Below are 26,569 nucleotides of genomic sequence, written 5' to 3'. Positions count from 1 at the left end.
TGTACAGTGATTAAGTTCACAGTGCGTCAAACTGTAATGTTGAATGTTCTGCTTGTAAGAACAATCGACTGTTTGGGGTTGTATAGTCAAGTAATTAAGTGCATGTGGTGGATGCCTTGGCAGTCAGAGGCGATGAAAGACGTAATAGCCTGCGATAAGCTCCGGGGAGGCGGCAAATATCCTGTGATCCGGAGATTTCTGAATGGGGAAACCCACTTACCATAAGGTAGGTATTGCATGATGAATACATAGTCATGCAAGGCGAACGAGGGGAAGTGAAACATCTCAGTACCCTTAGGAAAAGAAATCAATTGAGATTCCCTTAGTAGCGGCGAGCGAACGGGGAAAAGCCCATTAAGTCATATAAGTTCTAGTGGAATGCTCTGGGAAGTGCAACCGTAGTGGGTGATAGTCCTGTACACGAAAGGGCTTATATGATGATGTCGAGTAGGGCGGGGCACGTGAAACCTTGTCTGAATATGGGGGGACCATCCTCCAAGGCTAAATACTCCTGACTGACCGATAGTGAACCAGTACCGTGAGGGAAAGGCGAAAAGAACCCCTGTGAGGGGAGTGAAATAGATCCTGAAACCGCATGCATACAAGCAGTGGGAGCCGGCATTGAGTCCGGTGACTGCGTACCTTTTGTATAATGGGTCAGCGACTTACATTCAGTAGCAAGGTTAACCGAATAGGGGAGCCGTAGAGAAATCGAGTCTTAATAGGGCGTTTAGTTGCTGGGTGTAGACCCGAAACCAGGCGATCTATCCATGAGCAGGTTGAAGGTTGGGTAACACTAACTGGAGGACCGAACCCACTGTCGTTGAAAAGCCAGGGGATGACTTGTGGATAGGGGTGAAAGGCTAATCAAGCCTGGTGATAGCTGGTTCTCCCCGAAAGCTATTTAGGTAGCGCCTCGGACGAATACCATTGGGGGTAGAGCACTGTTTCGGCTAGGGGGTCATCCCGACTTACCAAACCGATGCAAACTCCGAATACCAATGAGTACTATCCGGGAGACAGACTGCGGGTGCTAACGTCCGTAGTCAAGAGGAAAACAATCCAGACCGCCAGCTAAGGCCCCAAAATTATAGTTAAGTGGGAAACGATGTGGGAAGGCATAGACAGCTAGGAGGTTGGCTTAGAAGCAGCCATCCTTTAAAGAAAGCGTAATAGCTCACTAGTCGAGTCGGCCTGCGCGGAAGATGTAACGGGGCTAAAACTATATGCCGAAGCTGCGGATTTGCAATTTATTGCAAGTGGTAGGGGAGCGTTCTGTAAGCCGATGAAGGTGGATTGAGAAGTCTGCTGGAGGTATCAGAAGTGCGAATGCTGACGTGAGTAACGACAAAACGAGTGAAAAACTCGTTCGCTGAAAGACCAAGGGTTCCAGTCCAACGTTAATCGGGGCTGGGTGAGTCGACCCCTAAGGCGAGGCCGAGAGGCGTAGTCGATGGGAAATTGGTTAATATTCCAATACTTCTGTGTAATGCGATGAGAGGACGGAGAAGGTTAAGTCAGCCTGGCGTTGGTTGTCCAGGTGAAAGGTTGTAGGCATGCATCTTAGGCAAATCCGGGGTGCTCTATGCTGAGAGCTGATAGCAAGCTAGTTTACTAGCGAAGTGGCTGATACCATACTTCCAGGAAAAGTCTCTAAGCTTCAGTTACACAGGAATCGTACCCGAAACCGACACAGGTGGTCAGGTCGAGTAGACCAAAGCGCTTGAGAGAACTCTGCTGAAGGAACTAGGCAAAATGGTACCGTAACTTCGGGAGAAGGTACGCTGTCGACGGTGATAACCCTTGCGGTTTGAGCGGTTGACAGCCACAGAAACCAGGCCCCTGCAACTGTTTATTAAAAACATAGCACTCTGCAAACACGAAAGTGGACGTATAGGGTGTGATGCCTGCCCGGTGCTGGAAGGTTAATTGATGGGGTTAGCGTAAGCGAAGCTCTTGATCGAAGCCCCAGTAAACGGCGGCCGTAACTATAACGGTCCTAAGGTAGCGAAATTCCTTGTCGGGTAAGTTCCGACCTGCACGAATGGCATAATGATGGGGGCGCTGTCTCCAGCAGAGACTCAGTGAAATCGAATTCGCCGTGAAGATGCGGTGTACCCGCGGCTAGACGGAAAGACCCCGTGAACCTTTACTGCAGCTTGACATTGAACTTTGATCTTACTTGTGTAGGATAGGTGGGAGGCTTTGAAGTCGCGACGCTAGTTGCGATGGAGCCAATCTTGAAATACCACCCTGGTAATATTGAGGTTCTAACTCTGCTCCATTATCTGGAGCGAGGACCATGTCTGGTGGGTAGTTTGACTGGGGCGGTCTCCTCCTAAAGAGTAACGGAGGAGTACGAAGGTGCGCTCAGCGTGGTCGGAAATCACGCGTAGAGTATAAAGGCAAAAGCGCGCTTAACTGCGAGACCCACAAGTCGAGCAGGTACGAAAGTAGGTCTTAGTGATCCGGTGGTTCTGTATGGAAGGGCCATCGCTCAACGGATAAAAGGTACTCTGGGGATAACAGGCTGATACCGCCCAAGAGTTCATATCGACGGCGGTGTTTGGCACCTCGATGTCGGCTCATCTCATCCTGGGGCTGAAGCAGGTCCCAAGGGTATGGCTGTTCGCCATTTAAAGAGGTACGCGAGCTGGGTTTAGAACGTCGTGAGACAGTTCGGTCCCTATCTACCGTGGGCGTTGGAAATTTGAGAGGATCTGCTCCTAGTACGAGAGGACCAGAGTGGACGAACCTCTGGTGTACCGGTTGTGACGCCAGTCGCATCGCCGGGTAGCTATGTTCGGAAGGGATAACCGCTGAAAGCATCTAAGCGGGAAGCCTACCTCAAGATTAGATTTCCCTAGGACTATATGTCCTCTAAAGAGCCGTTGAAGACTACAACGTTGATAGGTTGGATGTGGAAGCATAGTGATATGTGAAGCTGACCAATACTAATTACTCGTGAGGCTTGACTATACAACACCCAAACAGTTGGTGTTGTTGATCTAATTGATACAAAAACCTTGATTTAGTGAAAGCTAGTCCTTAAACTGCAACTCAAATATAGTTCTGTTAATAACTCTTTTGGTAGAAAGCTTTGGCATCTAAATAAGACCAATGCAAGTATCCATAAACAGTTGTGCTGGCGACAATAGCAAGAGTGAACCACCTGATCCCTTCCCGAACTCAGAAGTGAAACCTCTTCGCGCTGATGGTAGTGTGGGGTTACCCATGTGAGAGTAAGTCATCGCCAGCTCATTAATTCTAAAACACCCCCTGAAAAATCAGGGGGTGTTTTTTTATGCGTGGATTAAAGAAAAAGAATATTAGAAAAGATCAATAAAAACTGACATTAATGATTAATGAAATATAGCGTGAAAACTAAAATAAAAAAATTAATAATTTTAATCAAAATCATAATTTTTAAGTCCGATATTGATTAGAATAAATTAATAAGACGATTGGTTTGTTGAATCAAAACTAGTCAATTAGTCGTATATCATGATAATGAATAGCAATAAATTAGTCATTTTTATATTAAATTAGACCTTTCAATCCATTGATATACAATACATTTCACTTAGAAATGCTTGTATTCTTTAGTCTTATTTTGCATCAAATACTTTTTGTATATATTAAGTCTTAATGAATTTTACTTAACAACGAATGTTAAGTCTGGACAAGTACTCATGGGAGATGAGAACGATGAAAACGGAACAAATTGATGTAAATTCTATCGTAGATCATGCGAAATTGACCCCATTTCACTTTAATGTAGTCGCTTGGTGTTTACTGATTATTTTATTTGATGGTTATGATTTAGCCATCAATGGTGTAACTTTACCATTGCTTATGAACGATTGGGGTCTATCAGCTGTTCAAGCAGGAATGCTCGCCAGTACTGCGCTTGCAGGTATGATGTTTGGTGCAATGATTTTTGGCTCTCTTGCAGACAAAATAGGTCGTAAGAAAGTGATTATGATCTGTATTGTATTATTTAGTGGTTTAACTTTTGCGGGTGGCTTCGCTTCAAATCCGACTGAATTTGGTATATTACGTTTCTTGGCAGGCTTAGGTATTGGCGGTGTAATGCCCAATCTTGTGGCTTTAACCTCTGAATATGCACCTAAAAAATTGCGCAGCACATTGGTGACAACAATGTTCAGTGGTTACGCAGTAGGTGGTGTTATGGCAGCGCTGCTAGGTTCTTGGTTTACGCCTAATTTCGGTTGGGAAATCATGTTCTTTATTGCTGGTATTCCATTGTTTTTATTACCTTTGATTTGGAAATTTTTACCTGAATCTTTATCATTTCTAGTGAAGCAAAATAAACAAGCTGAAGCGCGCAAAATTGTATCTCGTATGGCACCCGATTTAAAAGTGACGGAGATGACAACCTTCACTTTACCTCAAGAAAATGTGCCTGAAGCTGCTAACGTGGTGAGCTTGTTCCGTCGTGGTCGTGCTGTAAACACAATTTTATTTTGGATTGCATTCTTTAGTTGTCTATTGACGATGTATGCATTAAGCAGTTGGTTGCCTAAATTGATGATGGCTGCAGGCTACTCTATGGATAATAGCTTAATGTTTATGATGGTGATGAATATTGGTGCTGTTGTCGGAATTATCGGCGGAGGTATTTTGGCTGACCGTTTCCATCTGAAACCTGTCCTGATGTTCCTCGGTATCATGGGCGCGATTGTAATGAGTTTGATGGGCTTCCAGTCGAATCAATTCTTGCTTTATATCTTGGTCTTCTTAGCTGGTGCAGCGTCAATTGGATCACAAATGCTTTTATATAGCTATGTGGCTCAGTTCTATCCGCTTGCAGTCCGTTCTACAGGGATTGGTTGGTCATCTGCAATTGGTCGTATGGGCGCAATTGTTGGTCCAATTTTAATTGGTGGTTTACTCGGTATGAATCTACCGTCTTACTTTAATTTCATGGCGGTGGGTCTACCTGTACTTATTACAGCGATTGCGGTTGCACTTATTATGCATGAAGACAGTGAGCAAAAATTAAAATCTGCTCAGGCTGTTGCTGTAAAAATATAGCCAACTCTATTTTTATATTTTAAAACATCAAAAGGTCTCCTGAAAAAGGGGACCTTTTATTTTCCAAGAATCAAATTCGAAGCTAAAATCAAAATAATTAAAAAAAATGATTTAAAAGTTACTTAAATATAGTCAATCTTAATACAAAGTCAGCGCATGATAAGTGCATCAGTATTTAGTTTTATGGAATGGATTGAAAATGACGATACAGACTCAAACAATAGATTATCCTTTATATCTAGCTTCAAAAGCGTCCAAAACAGGGGAATGGTTAGAGGTTAAACATAAATTTACCCAAGAAATCTATGCCCGTGTTGCTTTAGCTGATGCTAAAACCTTAGAGAAAGCCATCCAAGCAGCCGTTAAAGCTGAGCAAGAAATGGCGGCAATGAAGCCCTATCAAAAACAAAAAATACTGTTGCACTGCGTCAAACGTTTTAATGAGATGCGGGAGGAGTTGACTGAGATTCTGATTGCAGAAGGCGGGAAGCCGCTTAAAGCTGCGGCGGCTGAAGTCGAACGCTTAATTAATACATTTCAAATCGCAGCGGATGCAGTTACCCAAGTGGATGATGGTCGATTAATGCCGTTGGCGGTTACTCAAGCAGCTGCAGGTTATCGAGGGATGGTCAAACATGTACCGATAGGTGCGGTGTCTTTAATTAGTCCATTTAATTTTCCATTAAATTTAACTGCACATAAAATAGCGCCTGCAATCGCTGCGGGATGTCCATTTGTTTTGAAACCTGCGAGTTTAACGCCTATTTCTGCTTTGAAAATCGCTGAAGTATTGGCTGAAACAGAATTACCTCGTGGTGCATTTTCAGTACTGCCATGTACGCGAGAGCAGGCTGATGTTTTGGTGACAGATGATCGTTTTAAACTACTCAGCTTTACAGGTTCGGATCTCGTCGGATGGGATATGAAAGCGCGTGTGGGTCGCAAGAAAGTCACACTAGAATTAGGCGGGAATGCGGCTGTATTAATCGAATCCGATACTGAGCTTACAGATGCTTTTTTTGATCGTTTGATTGGTGGTGCATATGGGCATGCAGGACAAGTATGTATTAGCGTTCAACGTATTTTAGTGCATTCAGATATTTATACTGAATTTAAGAAAAAACTGGTCACTAAACTCAAAAAAATTCAAGCTGCTGATCCAAGTTTAGAGAGTACTTTGGTCGGACCAATGATCAAAGAAGATGAAGCAAAACGATTGAAAAAATGGCTCGATAAAGCTGTTAAGAAAGGCTCTAAAATTCTTTCAGGTGGTAATTTAAAAGGTGTTTTATTTGATGCAACCTTACTTGAAAATGTCGACGAAACTTTAGAAATCTACAAAGATGAAGTATTTGGACCTGTAGCAATCCTAGAAAAGTACAAAGATTTCGAAAAAGCGATCACAAAAATTAACGACAGTCGCTTTGGTTTACAAGCTGGCGTTTACACTCAAAACTTAAATAAAATGCTCTATGCATGGGATCATTTACAGGTTGGTGGTGTAATTATTAATGATATTCCATCATTTAGAGTCGATAATATGCCTTATGGTGGCGTTAAAGATTCTGGTTTGGGACGAGAAGGGATTCAATCTGCTATCCGTGATATGCAGGAAGAACGTTTATTGGTGATAAAACAGTAAGAAATACTGCTTAGATAAAAAGGAGCGTAAGCTCCTTTTTATTAGATCTCTTTCATAAGTGGAAAAATGATCATTAAATGGCAATAAATTGATCTGTAAGAATTCCTTTTTCCTTTGGGATAAGGTTAGGATGAAGGAATACTCATGATGAGTGTGCTATATGAATAATGACTTTTGAAACAAATCTATTTATGTGGTTAAACGAGTGATCATAAAAAACTAAAAATAGAGCCATTTAAAAATGAAAAAATTAATTCAAACATTGATTAAAAACATAGGCACAATTGGGATCATTTTAATTTTAGGCCAAAATGTTTGGGCCTTACAGCCACAAAAACTTGTGCAGGATGCGCGGCAACAAATCGGTAAAACAATATATTATGATCCTGCTTATAGCGCTTTAAAATATCCGATGGGGGATGTTCCATTAGTCAAAGGTGTCTGTACAGATGTGATTATTCGGGCTTTGCGATTACAAGGTATCGATCTACAAGAACTTATTCATAAGGATATGAAAAAGAATTTCAGTGTTTATCCTAAGCAATGGGGTTTGAAAGCAACAGATCGAAATATTGATCATCGTCGTGTACCCAATATCATGACTTATTTTAAACGTCAAAATTATACGGTGAAAAATCAGCAATATTTAGCAGGTGATATCTTGACTTGGGATTTGGGTAAAGGTTTGGTGCATATTGGTATTCTTTCAGACCGAAAAGCAATTGGATCAGATAAACCTTTGGTCATTCATAATATTGGTCAAGGCACGCAAGAAAATAATATTCTGCATCAGTTTAAAATCATTGGCCACTATCGAATTCCACAAAATTTGAACGAGAGTAGAAACTAAAACTTTAGAGAAAAATTAAACTCACAAAATCATTAATGAGTCATGATTTCATTGATTCGTTAGCAGTGTTAAAAGATAAGTTGTATTAAAAACACTCAATTCTTGTAAGGTTAAGCTTTAAAATGGATTTTTCGGAAATTATTTACAGAAAAAGAAAATTAAAAACGTTATTGTTATGTCATTAAACAGTTATTTTTAAGTAAATCTTTAACCAAGAGAATTTAATAACAACTGGTTTGTGATTCGAAAATTATGCTCAAAAGGCATTCTTCTTATTCAAACAACAATATTTTAATGGCAATTTTTACGCGCAAGACAACAAACACAACAGCCGTATTGATTTGCCCTATTTCGAATTAGGTGTGTTATGACAGATACTCGTGAAAACTGGTCAGCCCGATCAGGCTTTATTATCGCAGCGATTGGTTCTGCAGTGGGCTTGGGGAATATTTGGCGTTTTCCATACGTCGCTTATGAAAATGGTGGTGGCGCATTTTTAATCCCTTATTTAATTGCTTTATTGACTGCAGGTTTACCCCTTCTGTTTTTAGATTATGCCGTTGGTCATCGTAGTAATGGTTCGCCTCCGAAAGCTTATCAACGATTGATGAAAAAAGCAGAAACCTTAGGTTGGTGGCAAGTCTGTGTCTGCTTAATTATTGGTTTGTACTATGCAGGCGTACTCACTTGGGCGGGAAGTTATGTTTACTTCTCAATCGGCCAAATGTGGGGTTCAGATCCAGAGGCGTTCTTCTTTAATCAGTATTTAAAGACCTCTTCAGCAACTGGCTTTGATATGACATTTGTCAGCCATTTGTTCTGGCCATTGGTTGCTGTTTGGGCAGGCGTGCTGTTTATTTTATATGGTGGTGTTAAAAAAGGCGTTGAGCTTTCCAACAAAATATTTATGCCATTATTGATTGTACTGTTCTCTGTTTTGGTTATTCAAGCATTACGTTTACCTGGTGCAGTTGATGGCTTAAATGCATTTTTTACACCGAACTGGACGGCCATGATGGATTATAAAGTCTGGCTGGCTGCTTATGGCCATATCTTCTTTAGTCTATCTGTGGGCTTCGGCATCATGGTGACGTATGCCTCTTATCTCAAACCAAAAACCAACCTTACTGGTTCTGGCTTAATCGTTGGGTTTGCCAACTCTTCATTTGAGATCTTAGCGGGTATTGGTGTATTTGCTGCACTGGGCTTTATGGCACATTCTGCGGGAAGTACTGTAGAAGAAGTGGTCAGTGGCGGTATCGGTCTAGCCTTTATTGCTTTCCCTAAACTGATTTCGAGCTTAGGTGCGGGTGCAGATTTATTCGGTATTTTGTTCTTCACCTCACTTTTTGTTGCGGGTATCACCTCCATGGTCAGTATTCTGGAAGTGCCTATTGCAGCATTACAGGACAAATTAAAATGGAGTCGTAAAAAGGCGGTGAGTGCTGTAGGCGGAGGAACAGGTATTGTATCTATCTTCCTATTCTCAACCACCAATGCGATTAAACTGGTCGATATCATCGATCATTTCATCAATAACATCGGTATTGTTACGGGTGCATTGATCTCTATTATTATGGTGTCTTGGTTTAAACGTTCGATTATGAATGAGTTGAAATTACATATTAATGGTATTTCAACGATTCAGTTGGGTCGTACTTGGGAACTAACCTTAACCATTATTACCCCTGTGGTGCTGTTGAGCACGTTGCTGTTATCAGTTTATGCATTACTCACTAAAGGTTATGGGGACTATTCATTTGGTCTACAAATGTGGTTTGGTTGGGGCAGTGTGATCTTCTGTGTACTGGGCGCTACTTTATTTTCTAGACTTAAAGATCGATAGGAGAGTTTGCAATGAATACATCTGCAATTATGATGATGATTATTTCCATCGTTTTCTTATGGGGTGGACTTATTTTAGCAATTTTACATTTGATGAAACATCCAGAATCCTTAGATGATTAATCGAAAAAAGTTAATATATTCGTAAAACGATATGTAAATGAAAGTCATTATCATTTATGATAATGGCTTTCTTGTTTCTAAATGATACAAAATCATGGAAAGCTTTGGTCAAAATAGTGTTTGGCTTGCATTTATAGTGACCTTTCTGGCGGGTCTAGCGACTGTGCTCGGTGGTGCTATAATTTTATTTCTGAAAAAGCCCAGTGCGCGAATCCTTTCCTTTGGTTTAGCATTTTCAGCAGGGGCGATGATTTATATCTCTTTAACTGAAATTTTAAACAAATCAATTTCATCCTTCTCTGAAATTTTTAGTGAACAACATGCCTATGCTTATGGAACGTTTGCCTTCTTGGCTGGCGTCATCGTGGTGTTGTTATTAGATCGATTTATTCCCAATCCCCATGAAAAAATAGAACAACATCTTGTAAAAGACATCAGTCAACAGCAATTGATGCGGACTGCAATGTTGACTTTATTTGCGATTACAGCGCATAACTTACCTGAGGGTTTAGCGACATTTTTTGCCACATTATCAAGCCCAACACTGGGTGCGCCGCTGGCTGTCGCTATTGCTATTCATAATATTCCTGAAGGTGTTGCAATTGCTTTACCTGTTTATATGGCAACGGGTTCGAAGAAGCTCGCTATTTTAGCCAGTTTAGTTTCAGGCTTAGCTGAACCTTTTGGTGCTGCAATGGGTTATTTTATTTTACAGCCTTATATGGGCCCTAATGTTTATGGCATTGTTTTTGGTATGATTGGTGGGGTAATGGTTTATCTGGCGCTCGATGAATTACTGCCTACTGCTAAACGTTATGCAAAAGGACACGAAACTGTTTATGGATTGGTGTCGGGGATGGCTATTTTAGCCAGTAGTCTGGTGATGTTTAAATTTGCCAGCTAAAGGATGCTTTCAAGATTCAAAAAAAGTGGCTTAAGCCACTTTTTTTAAATCTTTAAACAATAGAATTAATTTTTTTGAATAAGACAGTAATAAAAACCATCACCACGATCACTTTCAGGGAATAACTGACGTCCGTGAATTTGTTCAATGCCCCACTCAGCATCAATTTTAACTTCAGTTGCATCTGTATGTTCAGCAAAGAAACTCACCATTTGCTGCTCATTTTCAACTTTTAAAATTGAACAGGTAATATAGAGCATCGTGCCGCCCACTTTGAGCTGCTGCCACATGTTATTCAAAATTTCTTTCTGCAATGCGACAGTTTTTGGAATATCTGTAGATTGACGAAGTAAACGAATATCAGGATGGCGACGCATCACACCGATTGCAGAACACGGCGCATCTAACACGATGCAATCAACAGGTTCTGGTGTCGTCCAAGTGCTTGCATCTGCTTTAAGAATTTCAACATCAGCGTATTCATTTAATGCTAAACGCTCTAGATTTTCTGCAACACGAACGAGGCGTTTTGCATCTTGATCTATTGCATACAGTTTTTTCGGGCTGTATTTTTCTAGAATATGAGCCGTTTTTCCGCCTGGTGCTGCACAAGCATCGACGACAACTTTGCCTTCTAAATTAGGCAGAAGTGTCGCGCAAAGTTGAGCATGTTCATCTTGTACGGAGAAGCCACCTTGCTCAAAACCGGGTAAATTTGGAATATGAACATTTTGTTCAAGCACAATACCAACGTCAGATAATTCACATGCACGTGCTTCGAAGCCTTCTTCTTCTAAAATTTCGAGATACTCGGCACGACTGACTTGATTTACATTCACACGTAAAGTTAAAGGTGCGATTTGTTTAAGCTCATATGAAATTTCCTGAAGTTGTTCACCCCAGTCTTTTTTCAAACGCTTGAATAACCAACTCGGTAAGCCATGAGCTTGATTCAAAGCTAAATTAAATTCTTCTGTTTCACGTGAAACACGACGAAGAATCGCATTGACCAGACCACTTAAAGGTTCATAACCCAGCTGCTTAGCGGCAGTTACAGTTTCTGAAATCGCAGCATGCGCTGGAACACGAGTACATAAAATTTGATATAGACCCAAGTAGAGACAGCTTTCAACCGCTTCATTTTCTAAAGGTTTTGTGAGTAGCGGCAGGGTGATTGCTTTAAGTGCATGCCATTGACGCAGGCAACCCAAAGTAAGCTCATGGTACAAACCACGATCGCGCTCAGAAACAATATTAATATGTTGATTTAAAACAGAAGCAAGGGATTGACCATTTTGTACAGCTAAAAGTGTCTTTACGACTTGAGCACGTAAATTAAAATTTTTCGTAGATGTGTTTTGACTCATGCGAAAATATGTCCTACATGCAATTTTTGAGTTTGGTTAATTTGAACTGCGTTAAGTGCTTTACCACCCGGCCATTGAAGATCTGTAATACAAACAACAGAGCGATCTCCACATGCCACATGAACACCATTTTTATCAATAGAAATGACCTCTCCAGCAACTTCAGTGGTCGCCGTTAAATTTGAGAGCGAACTTTTCCAAATACGTAAGTTCTGACTTTCATCTATTGGGGTAAATGCAACGGGCCATGGATTAAAAGCACGGATATTACGATCGATTTCAGTCGCCGATTGCTGCCAATCTATTTGGGCTTCTGCTTTAGATAATTTATGTGCGTAGACTGTGAAATTTTCGTTTTGAACTTCACGTGAGTCTAAATAATGTTGAAGACGTTCTTCAGATTCTAAAACTTGAACAATAGCCTGAGCACCTTGAGTCGCTAACTTATCATGCAAAGTTGCTGAGGTATCATCCGCGCTGATCGGACAAATTGTTTTGAACATCATGTCGCCGGTGTCTAGTCCAGCTGCCATTTTCATAATGGTAATACCAGTTTCAAGATCACCCGTAGCAATGGCACGTTGAATAGGTGCTGCACCTCGCCAACGTGGTAATAATGAACCATGAATATTTAAACAGCCATATTTAGGCGTATCTAAAACCACTTGTGGGAGAATTAAACCATACGCCGCAACAACCATAACGTCTGCTTGAAGCGCATGAAGTTCATTTTGTGCTGCTCGACCTTCATCCGTGGATGACTTGAAATTGAGCGGTTGATAGACCGGTATTTGATGTTCTAATGCCAATTGTTTTACGGCAGATGCACTCAGTTTTTGTCCTCGTCCTGCTTTACGGTCTGGCTGAGTATAAACAGCAACAATTTCATGCGTCGTGTTTAAAAGTGCTGCTAAAGCACTGGCAGCAAATTCAGGCGTACCCGCAAAGATGATTTTCACATAAAGACTCTGTCAACAAGATGAAGGTGATTATAGCAAATTTAATGCGAGGCATATTTAATTGATCACTAAAAATTATAAGCTTCATGATCATGTTTGATTTTCTATATTTAGTCATGTTTGTACGACATTCATAGTATTTTTATAAATTGCTAATTTCATTATATTTTTAATAAAATTCTTTGAAAATACTTATTTTTCCATAAAAATATTTAAACACGCTATTTTATCGAATCCTGATCTTAAAGAGGCTTCTCTCATGCGTGCAAATCAACATGCATTAAAGATTTTGATATCTGACATTGAAGAATTGATTTAAGTATTTTCACTGTCTATCAAAATGAGCTTTTAACTCGGTTGCAGAAAAATGTTATAAATTAAAATCCATGTTTAAAGCGCAAAGGAAATGCTTTTGAATAGATTTCTTTCAAAAGTCATTATACAAACAACAGACTTATCATGAGTATTCCCTCATCCTAACCTTCTCCCAAAGGGAGAAGGGATTTTTACGTATCAATTTATGGCCATTCAATGATCATTTTTCGACTTATGAAAGAGATCTAATATAGTTAATATATGAATGATTGAGCTTGTTTATCCAGATTTACGATGAAAAGAAGTAAAAATCACTAAAAAGTTGCAAGATATTGTATATATAAATTTTTTTTAAAATATAAGCAGAATCATTGTTAACCATTAATAAAATAATAATAAAGTATAAATTTATAAAATAATTTCAAACACAATGGATTTAAAAAAAATTGTAAAAAAATCGTTTTTTTTAATCAATATATTTTTCAGTTTCTTAGCTTTTTTTTCTGCGGATAGACTTTATCAAATTAAAAATAAAAATGTGACACAATTAACATATGTGTTGTGTTATTGCCTATTAAGTATATTATTTTATATATAAATTGTATTATTACAATAAATCGCAAAAAAAGGCTAAAAATAGCACAAAAGCGTTTTAAGAATAATTAGACATCATCAAAATATGCTGAGAAGACAAAATGAACAAGATTTATAAAATCATATGGAATTCATCTTTAGGTGCATGGGTTGCAGTTTCTGAACTTGCAAAATCTAAAGGTAAAAAAATAATTTATCGACTTCTAATCAATTGATTAACTGCAGAAATGAAAGTAAAAAATTTTTTACACAAGGTTTTTGTTTGTCGATACTAACGCTGTCCATTTCTGCATTACTACCCAATATAGCAGTCGCTGTTGGAGGTGTTTACATTAATGATTCGACAGAAGGTAATTGTCTTTTACTTTCAGATGAAGGGGTGAGTGTTACTCAACCAAACCAAACAGGAGCAAATTGTAACTCTTCAGATAAAGCGACGCAAACTGGCCGGTCGTTATTTTACGGTGCAACATCAAATTCATCGAGTTCTGTTTCAGCAACACTTGGAAATGAATTATATGTCAATGGTGGGAAACTTGGTCTGAGTGAGCAGGTGGGTAATGGTGGCACTCATAGTATGCGTATAGGGAGCGCTGCAACATTAGCTGCTAGTGTTGGGCGGAATGCTATAGCCATCGGTTCAGCACAGACTTCAGGAGATGGTGGAGTAGCAACTCAGGCTTCGGGTCAAAGTGCTGTTGCTATCGGTTCTGTTGCACAAGCAACAGGTTCCAAATCGCTTGCAATCGGAGAGTCGGCAGTAGCGAGTTCAGTGCAGAGTGTAGCTGTTGGTTCTCAGGCTAAGGCGACTGGAGTTCAGTCTGTAGCCGTGGGTAATGATGTACTCGCAACAGGCAATGCATCTGTTGCTATTGGTGGGGATGACCTAGATAGTGCTGCTTTTAATGGTGGAGCTTTAACTCCGGCAGCGCAAAAATATAAAGAATTTACGGGTGATGATTTAGTTAATTTAAGCAAAAGATATATTGCTACGGAAACTGGAGTTGCGGCTGTATCAGTCGGTGTTGGTGCTATAGCTAAAGCGGATTTAGCGACAGCGTTTGGTACACGTGCGGATGCAAATGGTGTAGCTTCTCTCGCGATCGGTGTTGGATCTACTGCTTCAAAAGATAATGCAGTCGCTTTAGGCGCAGGCTCTACAACCACGACAAACGCCGTGGCAACACCAAGTGCGACGATTAATGGCGTGACGTTTAGTGGTTTTGCTGGAGCAACAAATATAGCAGATGGTGATCAAGTTTCAGTCGGAAAAGCTGGTTTTGAACGCCAAATTAAAAATGTTGCATCAGGCCAAGTGAGCATTAACAGTACTGATGCTGTCAACGGTAGTCAATTATTTAGTGTAGCGAATCAGGTAGGCCAAGGTCTAAACTTCAAGGCCAATACAGGTCCATCTGATAATCTCAAATTAGGCGAAACAGTCACACTTGCGGATGGTACAAATACCACTGCAACGTATGATGCGGCGACGAATACGTATAAATATAATGTCGTTGGTGCACCTGTGTTCACAGGACTAGTTAAAGCCAATGGTTTTGATGCAAGTGGTCAAAAAGTTGTTAATGTAGCAGCAGGAACGGCAGCAACAGATGCGGTGAACTTTGGACAATTGAGTACAACCAATACCAATGTGGCGACAGCACAGGCAACAGCGACTACAGCGACAAACAAAGCAGATGCAGCACAGGCAACAGCGACTACAGCGACAAACAAAGCAGATGCAGCACAAGCAACTGCGAATACAGCAACAACCAAAGCGGATGCAGCACAGGCAACTGCGACTACAGCGACGAACAAAGCAGATGCAGCGCAAACGACTGCAAATACAGCAACAACCAAAGCAGATGCAGCACAGGCAACAGCGGATACAGGTTTAAATTTCAAAGCCAACGCAGGTCCATCTGATAATGTCAAATTAGGCGAAACAGTCACACTTGCGGATGGTACAAATACCACTGCAACGTATGATGCGGCGACGAATACTTATAAATATAATGTCGTTGGTGCACCTGTGTTCACAGGACTAGTTAAAGCCAATGGTTTTGATGCAAGTGGTCAAAAAGTTGTTAATGTAGCAGCAGGAACGGCAGCAACAGATGCGGTGAACTTTGGACAATTGAGTACAACCAATACCAATGTGGCGACAGCACAGGCAACAGCGACTACAGCGACAAACAAAGCAGATGCAGCACAGGCAACAGCGACTACAGCGACAAACAAAGCAGATGCAGCACAAGCAACTGCGAATACAGCAACAACCAAAGCGGATGCAGCACAGGCAACTGCGACTACAGCGACGAACAAAGCAGATGCAGCGCAAACGACTGCAAATACAGCAACAACCAAAGCAGATGCAGCACAGGCAACAGCGGATACAGGTTTAAATTTCAAAGCCAACGCAGGTCCATCTGATAATGTCAAATTAGGCGAAACAGTCACACTTGCGGATGGTACAAATACCACTGCAACGTATGATGCCGCGACGAATACGTATAAATATAATGTCATTGATGCACCTGTATTCACAGGACAAGTTAAAGCCAATGGTTTTGATGCAAACAGTCAAAAAATTGTCAATGTGGCAGCAGGTACAGCAGCAACAGATGCGGTGAACAAAAGTCAGTTAGACGCGATAGAAACAGCTGCGGCGAATACAGACAATGCTTCAGTGAAATACGATGATGCTGCGACTAAAGACAAAGTCACCTTGGCGGGCGCAACAGGCACCACGATCAGCAATGTGAAAGCGGGCGAATTGAGTGCAAGCTCGACAGAAGCGGTGAATGGTAGCCAACTCAATGCCACCAACCAAGATGTGGCGAAAAACGCGGGTGACATCAGCAAGAATGCAGGCGATATCGCTAAAAACACAGGCGACATTACTAAAAATGCGGGTGACATCACTGCTGTAGCCAACCGTACTACGGTGAATGAAGGCAACATCGCTAAAAACACAGGCGACATCAGCAACAACACCAGCAGCATCAATGCCTTAAACCAAGGCTTTAATGTACAAAGCAATGGTGCTAATGCAGGTGCGATCAAAGCTGGCGAAACGTTAGATATTGGTACAGCGACAGGCGAAAGTAACTTAGCGGTAACCAAAACCAATAATGAAATCAAATACAGCTTGAACCGTGCGCTGAATGTTGACAGCGTGACTGCAGGCAATACCGTGATCAACACTAACGGTGTAACAGCAGACCAAGTCAATGTGGGTACAGTGAGCATCAACAAAGCTGACAATAAAATCAGCGGCTTGGCAGCGGGTACAGCGGCAACAGATGCGGTGAACAAAAGTCAGTTAGACGCAATAGAAACAGCTGCGGCGAATACAGACAATGCTTCAGTGAAATACGATGATGCTGCGACTAAAGACAAAGTCACCTTGGCGGGCGCAACAGGCACCACGATTAGCAATGTGAAAGCGGGCGAATTGAGTGCAAGCTCGACAGAAGCGGTGAATGGTAGCCAACTCAATGCCACCAACCAAGACGTGGCTAAAAATGCGGGTGACATCAGCAAGAATGCAGGCGATATCGCTAAAAACACAGGCGACATTACTAAAAATGCGGGTGACATCACTGCTGTAGCCAACCGTACTACGGTGAATGAAGGCAACATCGCTAAAAATACAGGAGACATCAGCAACAACACCAGCAGCATCAATGCCTTAAACCAAGGCTTTAATGTACAAAGCAATGGTGCCAATGCTGGTGCGATCAAAGCTGGTGAAACGTTAGATATTGGTACAGCGACAGGCGAAAGCAACTTAGCGGTAACCAAAACCAATAATGAAATCAAATACAGCTTGAACCGTGCGCTGAATGTTGACAGCGTGACTGCAGGCAATACCGTGATCAACACTAACGGTGTAACAGCAGATCAAGTCAACGTGGGTACAGTAAGCATCAACAAAGCTGACAATAAAATCAGCGGCTTGGCAGCGGGTACAGCGGCAACAGATGCAGTGAACAAAAGTCAGTTAGACGCGATAGAAACAGCTGCGGCGAATACAGACAATGCATCGGTTAAATACGATGATGCTGCGACTAAAGACAAAGTCACCTTGGCGGGCGCAACAGGCACCACGATCAGTAATGTGAAAGCGGGTGAATTGAGTGCAACATCGACAGAAGCGGTGAATGGTAGCCAACTCAATGCGACCAACCAAGACGTGGCGAAAAATGCGGGTGACATCAGCAAGAATGCTGGCGACATCAGCAACAACACCAGCAGCATCAATGCCTTAAACCAAGGTTTTAATGTACAAAGCAATGGTGCCAATGCTGGTGCGATCAAAGCTGGTGAAACGCTAGATATTGGTACAGCGACAGGCGAAAGCAACTTAGCGGTAAGCAAGAACGGTAATGAAATCAAATACAGCTTGAACCGTGCGCTTAATGTTGACAGCGTGACTGCAGGCAATACCGTGATCAACACTAACGGTGTAACAGCAGACCAAGTCAACGTGGGTACAGTGAGCATCAACAAAGCTGACAATAAAATCAGCGGCTTGGCAGCGGGTACAGCAGCAACAGATGCGGTGAACAAAAGTCAGTTAGACGCAATAGAAACAGCTGCGGCGAATACAGACAATGCATCGGTGAAATACGATGATGCTGCGACTAAAGACAAAGTCACCTTGGCGGGCGCAACAGGTACCACGATTAGTAATGTGAAAGCGGGCGAATTGAGTGCAAGCTCGACAGAAGCGGTGAATGGTAGCCAACTCAATGCGACCAACCAAGATGTGGCGAAAAACGCGGGTGACATCAGCAAGAATGCTGGCGATATCGCTAAAAACACAGGCGACATCATTAAGAACGCAGGTGACATTACCAATGTAGCCAATCGCACGACTATTAATGAAGGCAATATTAACAATATTACTAATAATATTAGCAATTTAAATCAAGGTTTTACGCTACAAAGCAATGGTAAGAATGCGAGTGCGATTAAATCGGGAGATACGCTTGATATTGGTACAGTCGAAGACGAAAGTAACTTAGCGGTAAGCAAGAACGGTAATGAAATAAAATTTAGTCTAAATCGTATTCTTAATGTCGACAGCGTGACGGCAGGCAATACCGTGATCAACAATAGCGGTGTGATTGCAAATAAAGTGAGTGTGGGTACAGTCAGTATTAGCAATGCCGATAATAAAATTAGCGGTTTGGCAGCGGGTACAGCAGCAACAGATGCAGTGAACAAAAGTCAGCTTGATGCAATCGCAGCATCAGCTACAGCTATCGACAACTCATCTGTGAAATACGATGATGCTGGTACTAAAGATAAAATCACACTCGCTGGCGCAACAGGCACCACGATCAGCAATGTCAAAGCGGGCGAGTTGAGTGCAACCTCGACAGAAGCGGTTAATGGTAGTCAAGTTGTCAAAATTCGTGATGATTTACAAGGACAAATCATTAACAACAACACGTCTATTAATCAAATCAAAAATGAAATTAATAATGGTTCGTTTGGTTTAGTGAAACAACTTGATTCAACTGCAGAGATTACTGTTGCGAAAGATTCAGGTGGTAAGACAGTGAATATGCAGGGCACTGAAAATGGCAATGTTATTAATCGTGTCGTTAAAGGTGTTGAAGCTGGTGCAGTAAATGCAACGTCTAATGAGGCAATCAACGGTAGTCAGCTGAATAAAACCAATCAAGCAGTCGTATCTTACTTGGGTGGTGGGGCAGCGTATAACAACATTACCAACAGTTTTGAAGCGCCAACATATAATGTAGGAAATACTAAACATAATAATGTGGGTGGTGCAATTGATGCACTCAACAAAACCAATGAAGTAATGAATGGCAGAATTGACCAGATTAGTAATCGATTAGACGATGCTTTCCGTACAACCAACTCACGTATCAATGATGTTGAGAAAAGAGCAAATGCCGGGATTGCAGCAGCATTAGCACTTGAAGCAGCACCATTCGTTGCTGGTAAATATACCTACTCTGCAGGTTCTGCGTATCACGGTGGGGAAAATGCCGTAGGTGTAACGCTACGTAAAACTGCTGATAGTGGCCGTTGGTCATTAACAGGTGGTATTGCAGCAGCGAGCCAAGGTGATCCGAGTGTTCGTATCGGTATTAGTGGTGTCATTGATTAATTAATTAAATTGTCTTGGAAGGTGATTCTTTTAGAATCACCTTTTCTTATTCATTCAATTGAGAATAAAAATGAATACATTGAATAAAATATCCATATTATTATCTGCACTCGTTTTATCCGCATGTACCATGAGTCCTAAGAATAATAATGTAGAACATAACAAGAAATTTCCTGATCCTAAGCAAAGCTATTTGAAAAAAGCCCAACATTATGATGTTGCGCAAATCAATAAATTGAGCTTAGGTCTCAACAAAGATCAAGTTAGATTTTTATTGGGTAATCCACATTTTTCAACGGGTTTGTTTAATGTTAAAACTTGGCAATATTTAGTCGCTTTGCATCAAACGAATCATTCTGAGTTCCAAGTATGTCAGCTGAGAGTTGATTTTAATAAGCAGAATTTAGTTGAATCACTCATGTGGAATGATCAAAAATGTGAAGACGTTTTGAATCCAGTAACACCACTAAATACGGCAGATACGATTAAAATCAATCATGATCGAACAGCCAAAGCTTTAAATTTTGATCAGATTTTATTTAATTTTAATCGCTCTTCAATTCATGAAGTCGTTGGCGGAGCATCTGTAGTCAACATGGTCATGAATGATATTCAAAATAACTTTAAGAAAGTGAATCAAATTTCTGTGATTGGCTTTGCTGATCGTATTGGAAATTCACAATCGAACATTAGACTTTCACAAGCACGCGCCAGAACTATAGCTAATGCATTAATTCATAAAGGCATAGCTGTAGAAAATGTCTATGTAGAAGGCAAGGGTTCAACCAATTCTTATGTACAATGTACGGGGATAAAATCTAAATTGATTCAATGTTTAGAACCGAACCGTCGTGTCGTTTTAAAAGTAATTGGTGAATAAAATTTAAACGTTGATGATTCGATTACCTTATTGAAATTAATAAAAATACTGGCCGTTGAATTACGGCTGGTACTTTTTTGATCATTTCAACGGTTTTGAAGCTGAATACTAAAATGTATAAGATATATTTATGAGAAATAAAAAAATTATTCATATAAGTTTTGTATCTAAATCAGCTCTATGTGCAGTTTTTAACTTTAAGTCTTTTGCACCGTTCTATAGAATGATTATATATAAAAGATAAATGATGTGATCTTAGCTAGGGCAATCGCCTAAGCCACGGAGTGATTTTCAATGAGTAAAAACAATATACGCGAGCATTCAGCCCCAGTTTATGAAGGTATTGAAAATGCACCTGCACGTTCAATGATGCGTGCAACTGGTTTTAAGGATGAGGATTTTAATCGTCCATTTATTGGTATTGCATCTACATGGGCAAATGTAACCCCATGTAATATGCATATTGATGGCTTAGCACGTGAAGTTGAAAAAGGTGTAAATGCTGCAAATGGTAAGGGTATTATTTTTAATACCATCACTATTTCAGACGGTATCTCAAATGGTACTGAAGGCATGAAATACTCTTTGGTCTCTCGTGAAATTATCGCAGACTCAATTGAGGCAGTTGTAGGATGCCAAGCCTATGATGGCGTGATTGCGATTGGTGGCTGTGACAAAAATATGCCCGGTTGTATTATGGGACTTGCACGATTAAATCGTCCGGGACTCTTCATCTATGGCGGTACTATTAAGCCTGGCGCGGGTCATACGGATATGATTTCAGTCTTTGAAGCGGTGGGTCAGCACGCCAAAGGTGAGATTAATGCAATCCAAGTTAAGCATATTGAAGAAGTTGCTTTGCCTGGACCGGGTTCATGTGGCGGTATGTATACCGCAAACTCAATGGCATCTGCCATCGAAGCATTAGGGATGAGCTTACCTGGTTCATCCGCTCAAGAAGCAGTCTCTGACGAGAAAATGTTGGATTGTAATCGTGCTGGCGAAGCGGTGATGAATTTATTGCGTTTAGATATTAAACCGCGCGATATCATGACCAAAGCTGCTTTTGAAAACTCGATTAAAGTATTGATCGCCTTAGGTGGTTCAACCAATGGTGTCTTGCATATGCTTGCTATGGCACATACCGCTGGTGTGGAATTATCTCTAGATGATTTCGAACGCATTGGTAAAGAAATTCCAGTAGTTGCAGATGTTCGCCCATCAGGTAAATACTTGATGTCTGAATTGATTGCAATTGGTGGTATTCAACCATTAATGAAACGTATGTTGAAAGCTGGCATGCTAGATGGATCGTGTCTAACCGTTACAGGTAAGACATTGGCTGAAAACTTAGCAGATGTTGAAGATTACCCAGAAGGTCAGCAAATCATTTTACCATTTGATGCACCGATTAAAAAAGATTCTCATTTGGTGGTGTTGAAAGGTAATTTATCACCAACAGGCGCAGTGGCAAAAATCACCGGTAAAGAAGGTCTTTACTTCGAAGGTCCTGCACGTGTATTTGAAGGTGAAATTGGCGCAATGCGCGGAATCTTGGATGGCGAAGTTCAGGAAGGCGAAGTAGTTGTCATTCGTGGCGAAGGACCTAAAGGCGGTCCAGGGATGCCTGAAATGTTAAAGCCAACATCTGCGATTATTGGTAAAGGTTTAGGCAAGTCAGTTGCACTGCTAACAGACGGACGTTTTTCTGGCGGTAGTCACGGTTTTGTGGTGGGTCATGTTACCCCAGAGGCATACGAAGGCGGTCCAATTGGGTTGGTGAAAAATGGCGATAAAATCTCTATTAATGCTGAAACACGTGAAATGACGTGGCATGTGCCAGAAGAGGAAATTGCAATTCGTAAAGCTGCTTGGGTAAGACCGAAGCCAAATTATAATTATGGTGCTTTAGCAAAATTTGCAAAATTAACCACAGGTGCAGAAAAAGGCGCAGTAACTGATCTAGATTTAGATGTGTAATTGAGCATTTTCCTGTAAATTGATATAAACCTTTGTAATAAGATTTTTTATGCAAAGGTTTATTATCTTTAGAGGCTTTCTACATGTCATTGTTACGCCGTTGGTTTGATCCGATTCGATCGAGTTGGTTTTATCAAAAACCAAATCGTCAAGAGGTACTATCAACAGAACAAGGTTTAACTATCTATCTACGCTTAGATGATGTTTATAGCTATCTTGCGGTTCAACAGCTCACTCAATTGAATGACATTCTGAATGAAGACATTCAACCTCTCAAAATTATTATTTCAGATACGCATGCTGAAGCACCGAATGCGATGACCGCTGAAGAATGGAATGACTATAGTCTGAGAGATGCGCAAATTTTAGCGTATCAACATCGATTTGGTTTTGATAATGAAAAACCCGAAATTCCGAATGCTGAAGCTATTGGTCAAGCCGAAACGATATTGCGTCATACGCCTTTAACAGGTCAAAACTTTCTTTATTTATTAGAAGATGTGTTTCATATGTTGTGGCAACAACAATATGGAAAATTACGCACTTTATATGCGATGGCGCGTCAATATCAAAGCGTTCCAGATCTTGCTGAAAGAAAATTTGAACATACTCCTGTTTTGGCGAGTTACTTTGAAATTGGTGGAAGAAAATATCATGCAGTAGATGATCTATTGCGACTAACACGCCGTTTAAAACAACAAAATCTTCTGACCGGTAATCCTATTTTCCTCATCAATCATATCGAATGGCGCGAACATTTGATGAATGATGCTGAAGAGTTGACAGAAATTCAGGCGATGAATCCTGAGTTGGATTTATATATCGCGTTAGAGGATCCCATCAGTTGGTTACTATTGGCGTATATTAAAGAAGAATTAGCCGATTATTATGATATTGATTTAAAAGTTTATCCGCTCAGTTATCACGGTCGTGATTCTTTTGATTGGAGCTTGGCAACACGTTTATCTAAACGTACAGGTGTGCAATTTACGCCCTTTTGTCGTCCCACCGTGGATGCGACCCTCAACATGGCACAACTGTTTTACAGTGTTCCTGAAGAACAGCGTATTGATGCGATTTATCATATTTTAGAATCTGTATGGAGCAAAGCTAAAGACTTATCCTGCGCACCACATCTTGAGCAAATAAAAAAAGATCTGGCAATTCAATCTTCAGATCTTATCGATATTGAAAAACAATTGAAAGAGAATGATTTACGCTGTGAAATGAAGTCACAACCGAATTTGCCTGTGATTGAGTTGAGAATTGATAGCAAGAGTTATGTGTTTAATAGTCTGTATCGCGTATGGATGATTGAAAGTATTTTCAGTAATGTATTAGAACAAAAGTATAAAAGTGACAATGACTTAGAAACTAAACAGGCTGATGAAAATAAAGATGAATAAAGATAAATGTGAATCTCTATCCGAGACTCGAGAAAAAATTGATGCGATAGACAATGATCTTATTGCGCTTATCGCACAGCGCCAATTTTATGTGGATCAGGCAATGCGTTTCAAAAGTAGCGTTCAAGATGTTCAATCTCCTGAACGTGTAGAACAGGTGATTGCACATGTACGCGCCAAAGCCCTTATACAAGATGTGGATGCAGATTTAGTTGAAAAAATTTATCGAGAGATGATCCAGCATTTTATACAGCGTGAGCTAAAAGAATTACGACCTTAATCAAAGGTTCAAATTACTTTTCTCACTCAGATGAAACTCTCGTTAAGAAAAGATGAAAGCATGATTAGCCCTAAAAATGAGTTTTTTAACAAGCGTGTGGTTGAGAATCTATAATTGTGACTACGATTTATTTTGGAATAAATAAAAAACAGTGAACAATGTAATCATTTTGTGAAATTGAGATGTAAATGTCACATATGGCAAAAATTTAGGAATAAAAATTATTTTATTTAGATGATTTAAAAGAAAATATTTTTTAAGGAACGTGATTTAAGTCATGTTATCGCTCTGTTACAAAAAATCATAATAAGTTAACATTTGGACACACCATTTTTAAGACTTTGTGTTCGAGAAGCCATGGATACCCAATTACAATTAGAAAAAATCGTCAAGGACTTAGAAAACTATAAAGTCGCTATTGATGCGCATTCAATTGTTGCGATTACAGATACGCGTGGCGTGATTACCCATGTGAATGAAAAATTTTGTAAAATTTCTCAATATTCTTTTCAAGAATTGGTCGGTTCAACGCATAAAATTATTAACTCGGGTTATCACCCTCGTACGTTCTTTTCCAATATGTGGAGAAGTATCGCACAAGGCGAAATTTGGAAAGGTGAAATCTGTAATCGAGCAAAAAATGGCTCACTGTATTGGGTTGATACCACCATTGTGCCATTGAAAGATAATAATGCCGTTCTACAAAATTATATTTCGATTAGGACCGATATCACGGAATTAAAAAGTTCTGAAGATCGCTTACGTTATATGGCCTTACATGATGAGTTGACAGGACTACCGAATCGACGCTTTATGCAAGAACAAATGGTTCATGTGATTGAAAGTGGAAAAGAGCAAGGCACACATACGGCATTAATGATGCTTGATTTGGATAATTTTAAAAATATTAATGACACACTTGGACATGATAATGGCGATGAACTACTTAAAATGGTCGCTACAAGACTTTTAGAATGCGTTACCAGTAAAGATACAATTGTTCGTTTAGGTGGCGATGAGTTTTTAATTATTTTGCCTAATTTAAGTGAAAATGAGGAGCAGGCACATCTGACAGTGATGGAAATTGCTGATCGGGTGAGAAATAGACTAAATGATTATTTCATTTTGAATGCACAGAAAATTCATACCAGTCCAAGTATTGGCATTTTTAATTTTAAAAATATGGAATTGCCAAAAAATGAATTATTAAAATATGCCGACATGGCGCTGTATCAAGCAAAAGAAAATGGAAAAAATTGTATTTGTGTCTTTAATCCGATTATGGAGCAAAGTGTTTTAGCCAAAGCAGCTTTATTAACTGATTTGCGATTAGCTTTGTTGCGTGATGAGTTCCAACTCTACTATCAGATTTTAGTCGATCAAGATAAAAACATTCTAGGTTATGAAGCACTGGTTCGATGGGTGCATCCGATTCATGGTTTGATTTTACCTGGGAAATTTATTGAAGAAGTTGAAAAGACTGATTTAATTCATGAACTGGGTAATAAAGTCTTGATTATGGCGTGTCGACAACTCAAAGAGTGGTCGAAGGACCCAAACTACGCAGATAAAAGTATTTCTGTGAACATTAGTGTTGAGCAATTTAGAAAAGCCGATTTTGATCAAAATGTGATTCGTATTATTGATGAAGCTGGGATTGATCCTCGCTTATTGCGTCTAGAACTCACAGAAAGTATGTTCTATACCGACATGCAAAACTCAATTGAAAAAATGAAAAAATTGATTCAGCAGGGTCTTCGTTTTTCTATGGACGATTTTGGTACAGGCTATTCATCGCTGAACTACTTAAAAATGTTGCCTTTAGATCAGTTGAAAATTGATCGTTCTTTTGTAGAAAATATCGCAGGTAATCCACGGGATTTTGCAATTGTAAAAACCATTATTGAATTAGCATTAACTCTAGATTTGAATGTGGTTGCGGAAGGCGTAGAAACTGAGGAACAATTTTTATTATTAAAGGAAAATGGGTGTAACACCTTCCAAGGGTATTATTTTGGACGGCCACAAGCGATAGATATTTGATAAGATCAATCTTTAAGAATCACAGTTTTTAATCGAGCTGAGATACTTTTAATGAAAGTTTTTGTTTTCCGTTTTTCGTTTTCAGTTATGAGATACTCAGCTTCGGAAAAAAGCAGGCCCTAGTAAAATATCTACATAAAAAAAGCAGCCTTGTGGCTGCTATAAAGATTCA

The 26,569-nt window shown here is 40.2% G+C and carries 13 protein-coding genes, 2 rRNA genes and 2 pseudogenes; 15 read left to right on the top strand and 2 right to left on the bottom strand.

Annotated features, from left to right (window positions below):
- Positions 1–84 precede the first annotated feature (84 nt).
- From V5M36_RS15710 to zupT, 8 genes are all read left to right on the top strand, one after another.
- A 23S ribosomal RNA gene (locus V5M36_RS15710) occupies positions 85–2,979 on the top strand.
- 165 nt (positions 2,980–3,144) lie between these two features.
- Positions 3,145–3,259 (top strand): 5S ribosomal RNA (gene rrf / locus V5M36_RS15705).
- A gap of 449 nt (positions 3,260–3,708) precedes the next feature.
- The gene (locus V5M36_RS15700) at positions 3,709–5,058 is read left to right on the top strand and encodes an aromatic acid/H+ symport family MFS transporter (RefSeq protein WP_338560682.1); all 1,350 of its coding nucleotides are present in this window, start codon (positions 3,709–3,711) and stop codon (positions 5,056–5,058) included.
- Between the two features lie 199 nt (positions 5,059–5,257).
- Complete coding sequence (locus V5M36_RS15695) at positions 5,258–6,700, top strand: aldehyde dehydrogenase family protein (protein WP_338560680.1); 1,443 nt, start codon at positions 5,258–5,260, stop codon at positions 6,698–6,700.
- A gap of 241 nt (positions 6,701–6,941) precedes the next feature.
- On the top strand, positions 6,942–7,550 hold the full coding sequence (locus V5M36_RS15690) for a DUF1287 domain-containing protein (RefSeq protein WP_338560678.1): 609 nt from the start codon (positions 6,942–6,944) through the stop codon (positions 7,548–7,550).
- A gap of 367 nt (positions 7,551–7,917) precedes the next feature.
- Complete coding sequence (locus V5M36_RS15685) at positions 7,918–9,396, top strand: sodium-dependent transporter (protein ID WP_338560676.1); 1,479 nt, start codon at positions 7,918–7,920, stop codon at positions 9,394–9,396.
- Between the two features lie 11 nt (positions 9,397–9,407).
- A complete protein-coding gene (locus V5M36_RS15680) occupies positions 9,408–9,518 on the top strand; it encodes a methionine/alanine import family NSS transporter small subunit (RefSeq protein ID WP_338560675.1) in 111 nt (36 codons plus the stop codon).
- A gap of 94 nt (positions 9,519–9,612) precedes the next feature.
- On the top strand, positions 9,613–10,422 hold the full coding sequence (gene zupT, locus V5M36_RS15675) for a zinc transporter ZupT (protein ID WP_338560674.1): 810 nt from the start codon (positions 9,613–9,615) through the stop codon (positions 10,420–10,422).
- A gap of 65 nt (positions 10,423–10,487) precedes the next feature.
- Here zupT and rsmB read toward each other — a convergent pair whose 3' ends face one another.
- The gene (rsmB, locus tag V5M36_RS15670; protein ID WP_338560673.1) at positions 10,488–11,789 is read right to left on the bottom strand and encodes a 16S rRNA (cytosine(967)-C(5))-methyltransferase RsmB; all 1,302 of its coding nucleotides are present in this window, start codon (positions 11,787–11,789) and stop codon (positions 10,488–10,490) included.
- The gene (gene fmt, locus V5M36_RS15665) at positions 11,786–12,748 is read right to left on the bottom strand and encodes a methionyl-tRNA formyltransferase (RefSeq protein WP_338560671.1); all 963 of its coding nucleotides are present in this window, start codon (positions 12,746–12,748) and stop codon (positions 11,786–11,788) included. The genes rsmB and fmt overlap by 4 nt, the downstream gene beginning before the upstream one ends.
- Before the next feature lie 1,010 nt (positions 12,749–13,758).
- Between fmt and V5M36_RS16180 the strand changes: the two are divergent.
- The 7 genes and pseudogenes from V5M36_RS16180 to V5M36_RS15635 form a co-directional block, all read left to right on the top strand.
- Positions 13,759–13,842: pseudogene (locus tag V5M36_RS16180) on the top strand (ESPR domain-containing protein); the annotation flags it as partial.
- 527 nt (positions 13,843–14,369) lie between these two features.
- A pseudogene (locus tag V5M36_RS15660) lies at positions 14,370–19,808 on the top strand (hypothetical protein); the annotation flags it as partial.
- Between the two features lie 70 nt (positions 19,809–19,878).
- Entirely contained in the window at positions 19,879–20,688 is an 810-nt protein-coding gene (bamE, locus tag V5M36_RS15655; RefSeq protein WP_338560667.1) for an outer membrane protein assembly factor BamE domain-containing protein, read from the top strand.
- A 294-nt stretch (positions 20,689–20,982) separates the two neighbouring features.
- Positions 20,983–22,668 carry a dihydroxy-acid dehydratase gene (gene ilvD / locus V5M36_RS15650; protein ID WP_338560665.1) on the top strand — a complete coding sequence of 562 codons (1,686 nt, stop codon included), beginning with the start codon at positions 20,983–20,985 and terminating at the stop codon, positions 22,666–22,668.
- 83 nt (positions 22,669–22,751) lie between these two features.
- The gene (locus tag V5M36_RS15645) at positions 22,752–24,074 is read left to right on the top strand and encodes a hypothetical protein (protein ID WP_338560663.1); all 1,323 of its coding nucleotides are present in this window, start codon (positions 22,752–22,754) and stop codon (positions 24,072–24,074) included.
- Complete coding sequence (locus V5M36_RS15640; protein ID WP_338560661.1) at positions 24,067–24,354, top strand: chorismate mutase; 288 nt, start codon at positions 24,067–24,069, stop codon at positions 24,352–24,354. The genes V5M36_RS15645 and V5M36_RS15640 overlap by 8 nt, the downstream gene beginning before the upstream one ends.
- A 357-nt stretch (positions 24,355–24,711) precedes the next feature.
- The gene (locus tag V5M36_RS15635) at positions 24,712–26,397 is read left to right on the top strand and encodes a putative bifunctional diguanylate cyclase/phosphodiesterase (protein WP_338560659.1); all 1,686 of its coding nucleotides are present in this window, start codon (positions 24,712–24,714) and stop codon (positions 26,395–26,397) included.
- The last annotated feature ends 172 nt before the right edge of the window (positions 26,398–26,569 follow it).

This window comes from Acinetobacter sp. KS-LM10, from assembly GCF_036896575.1.
Lineage (GTDB): Bacteria > Pseudomonadota > Gammaproteobacteria > Pseudomonadales > Moraxellaceae > Acinetobacter > Acinetobacter avistercoris.
This window is presented reverse-complemented; position numbering and strand designations above follow the sequence as displayed.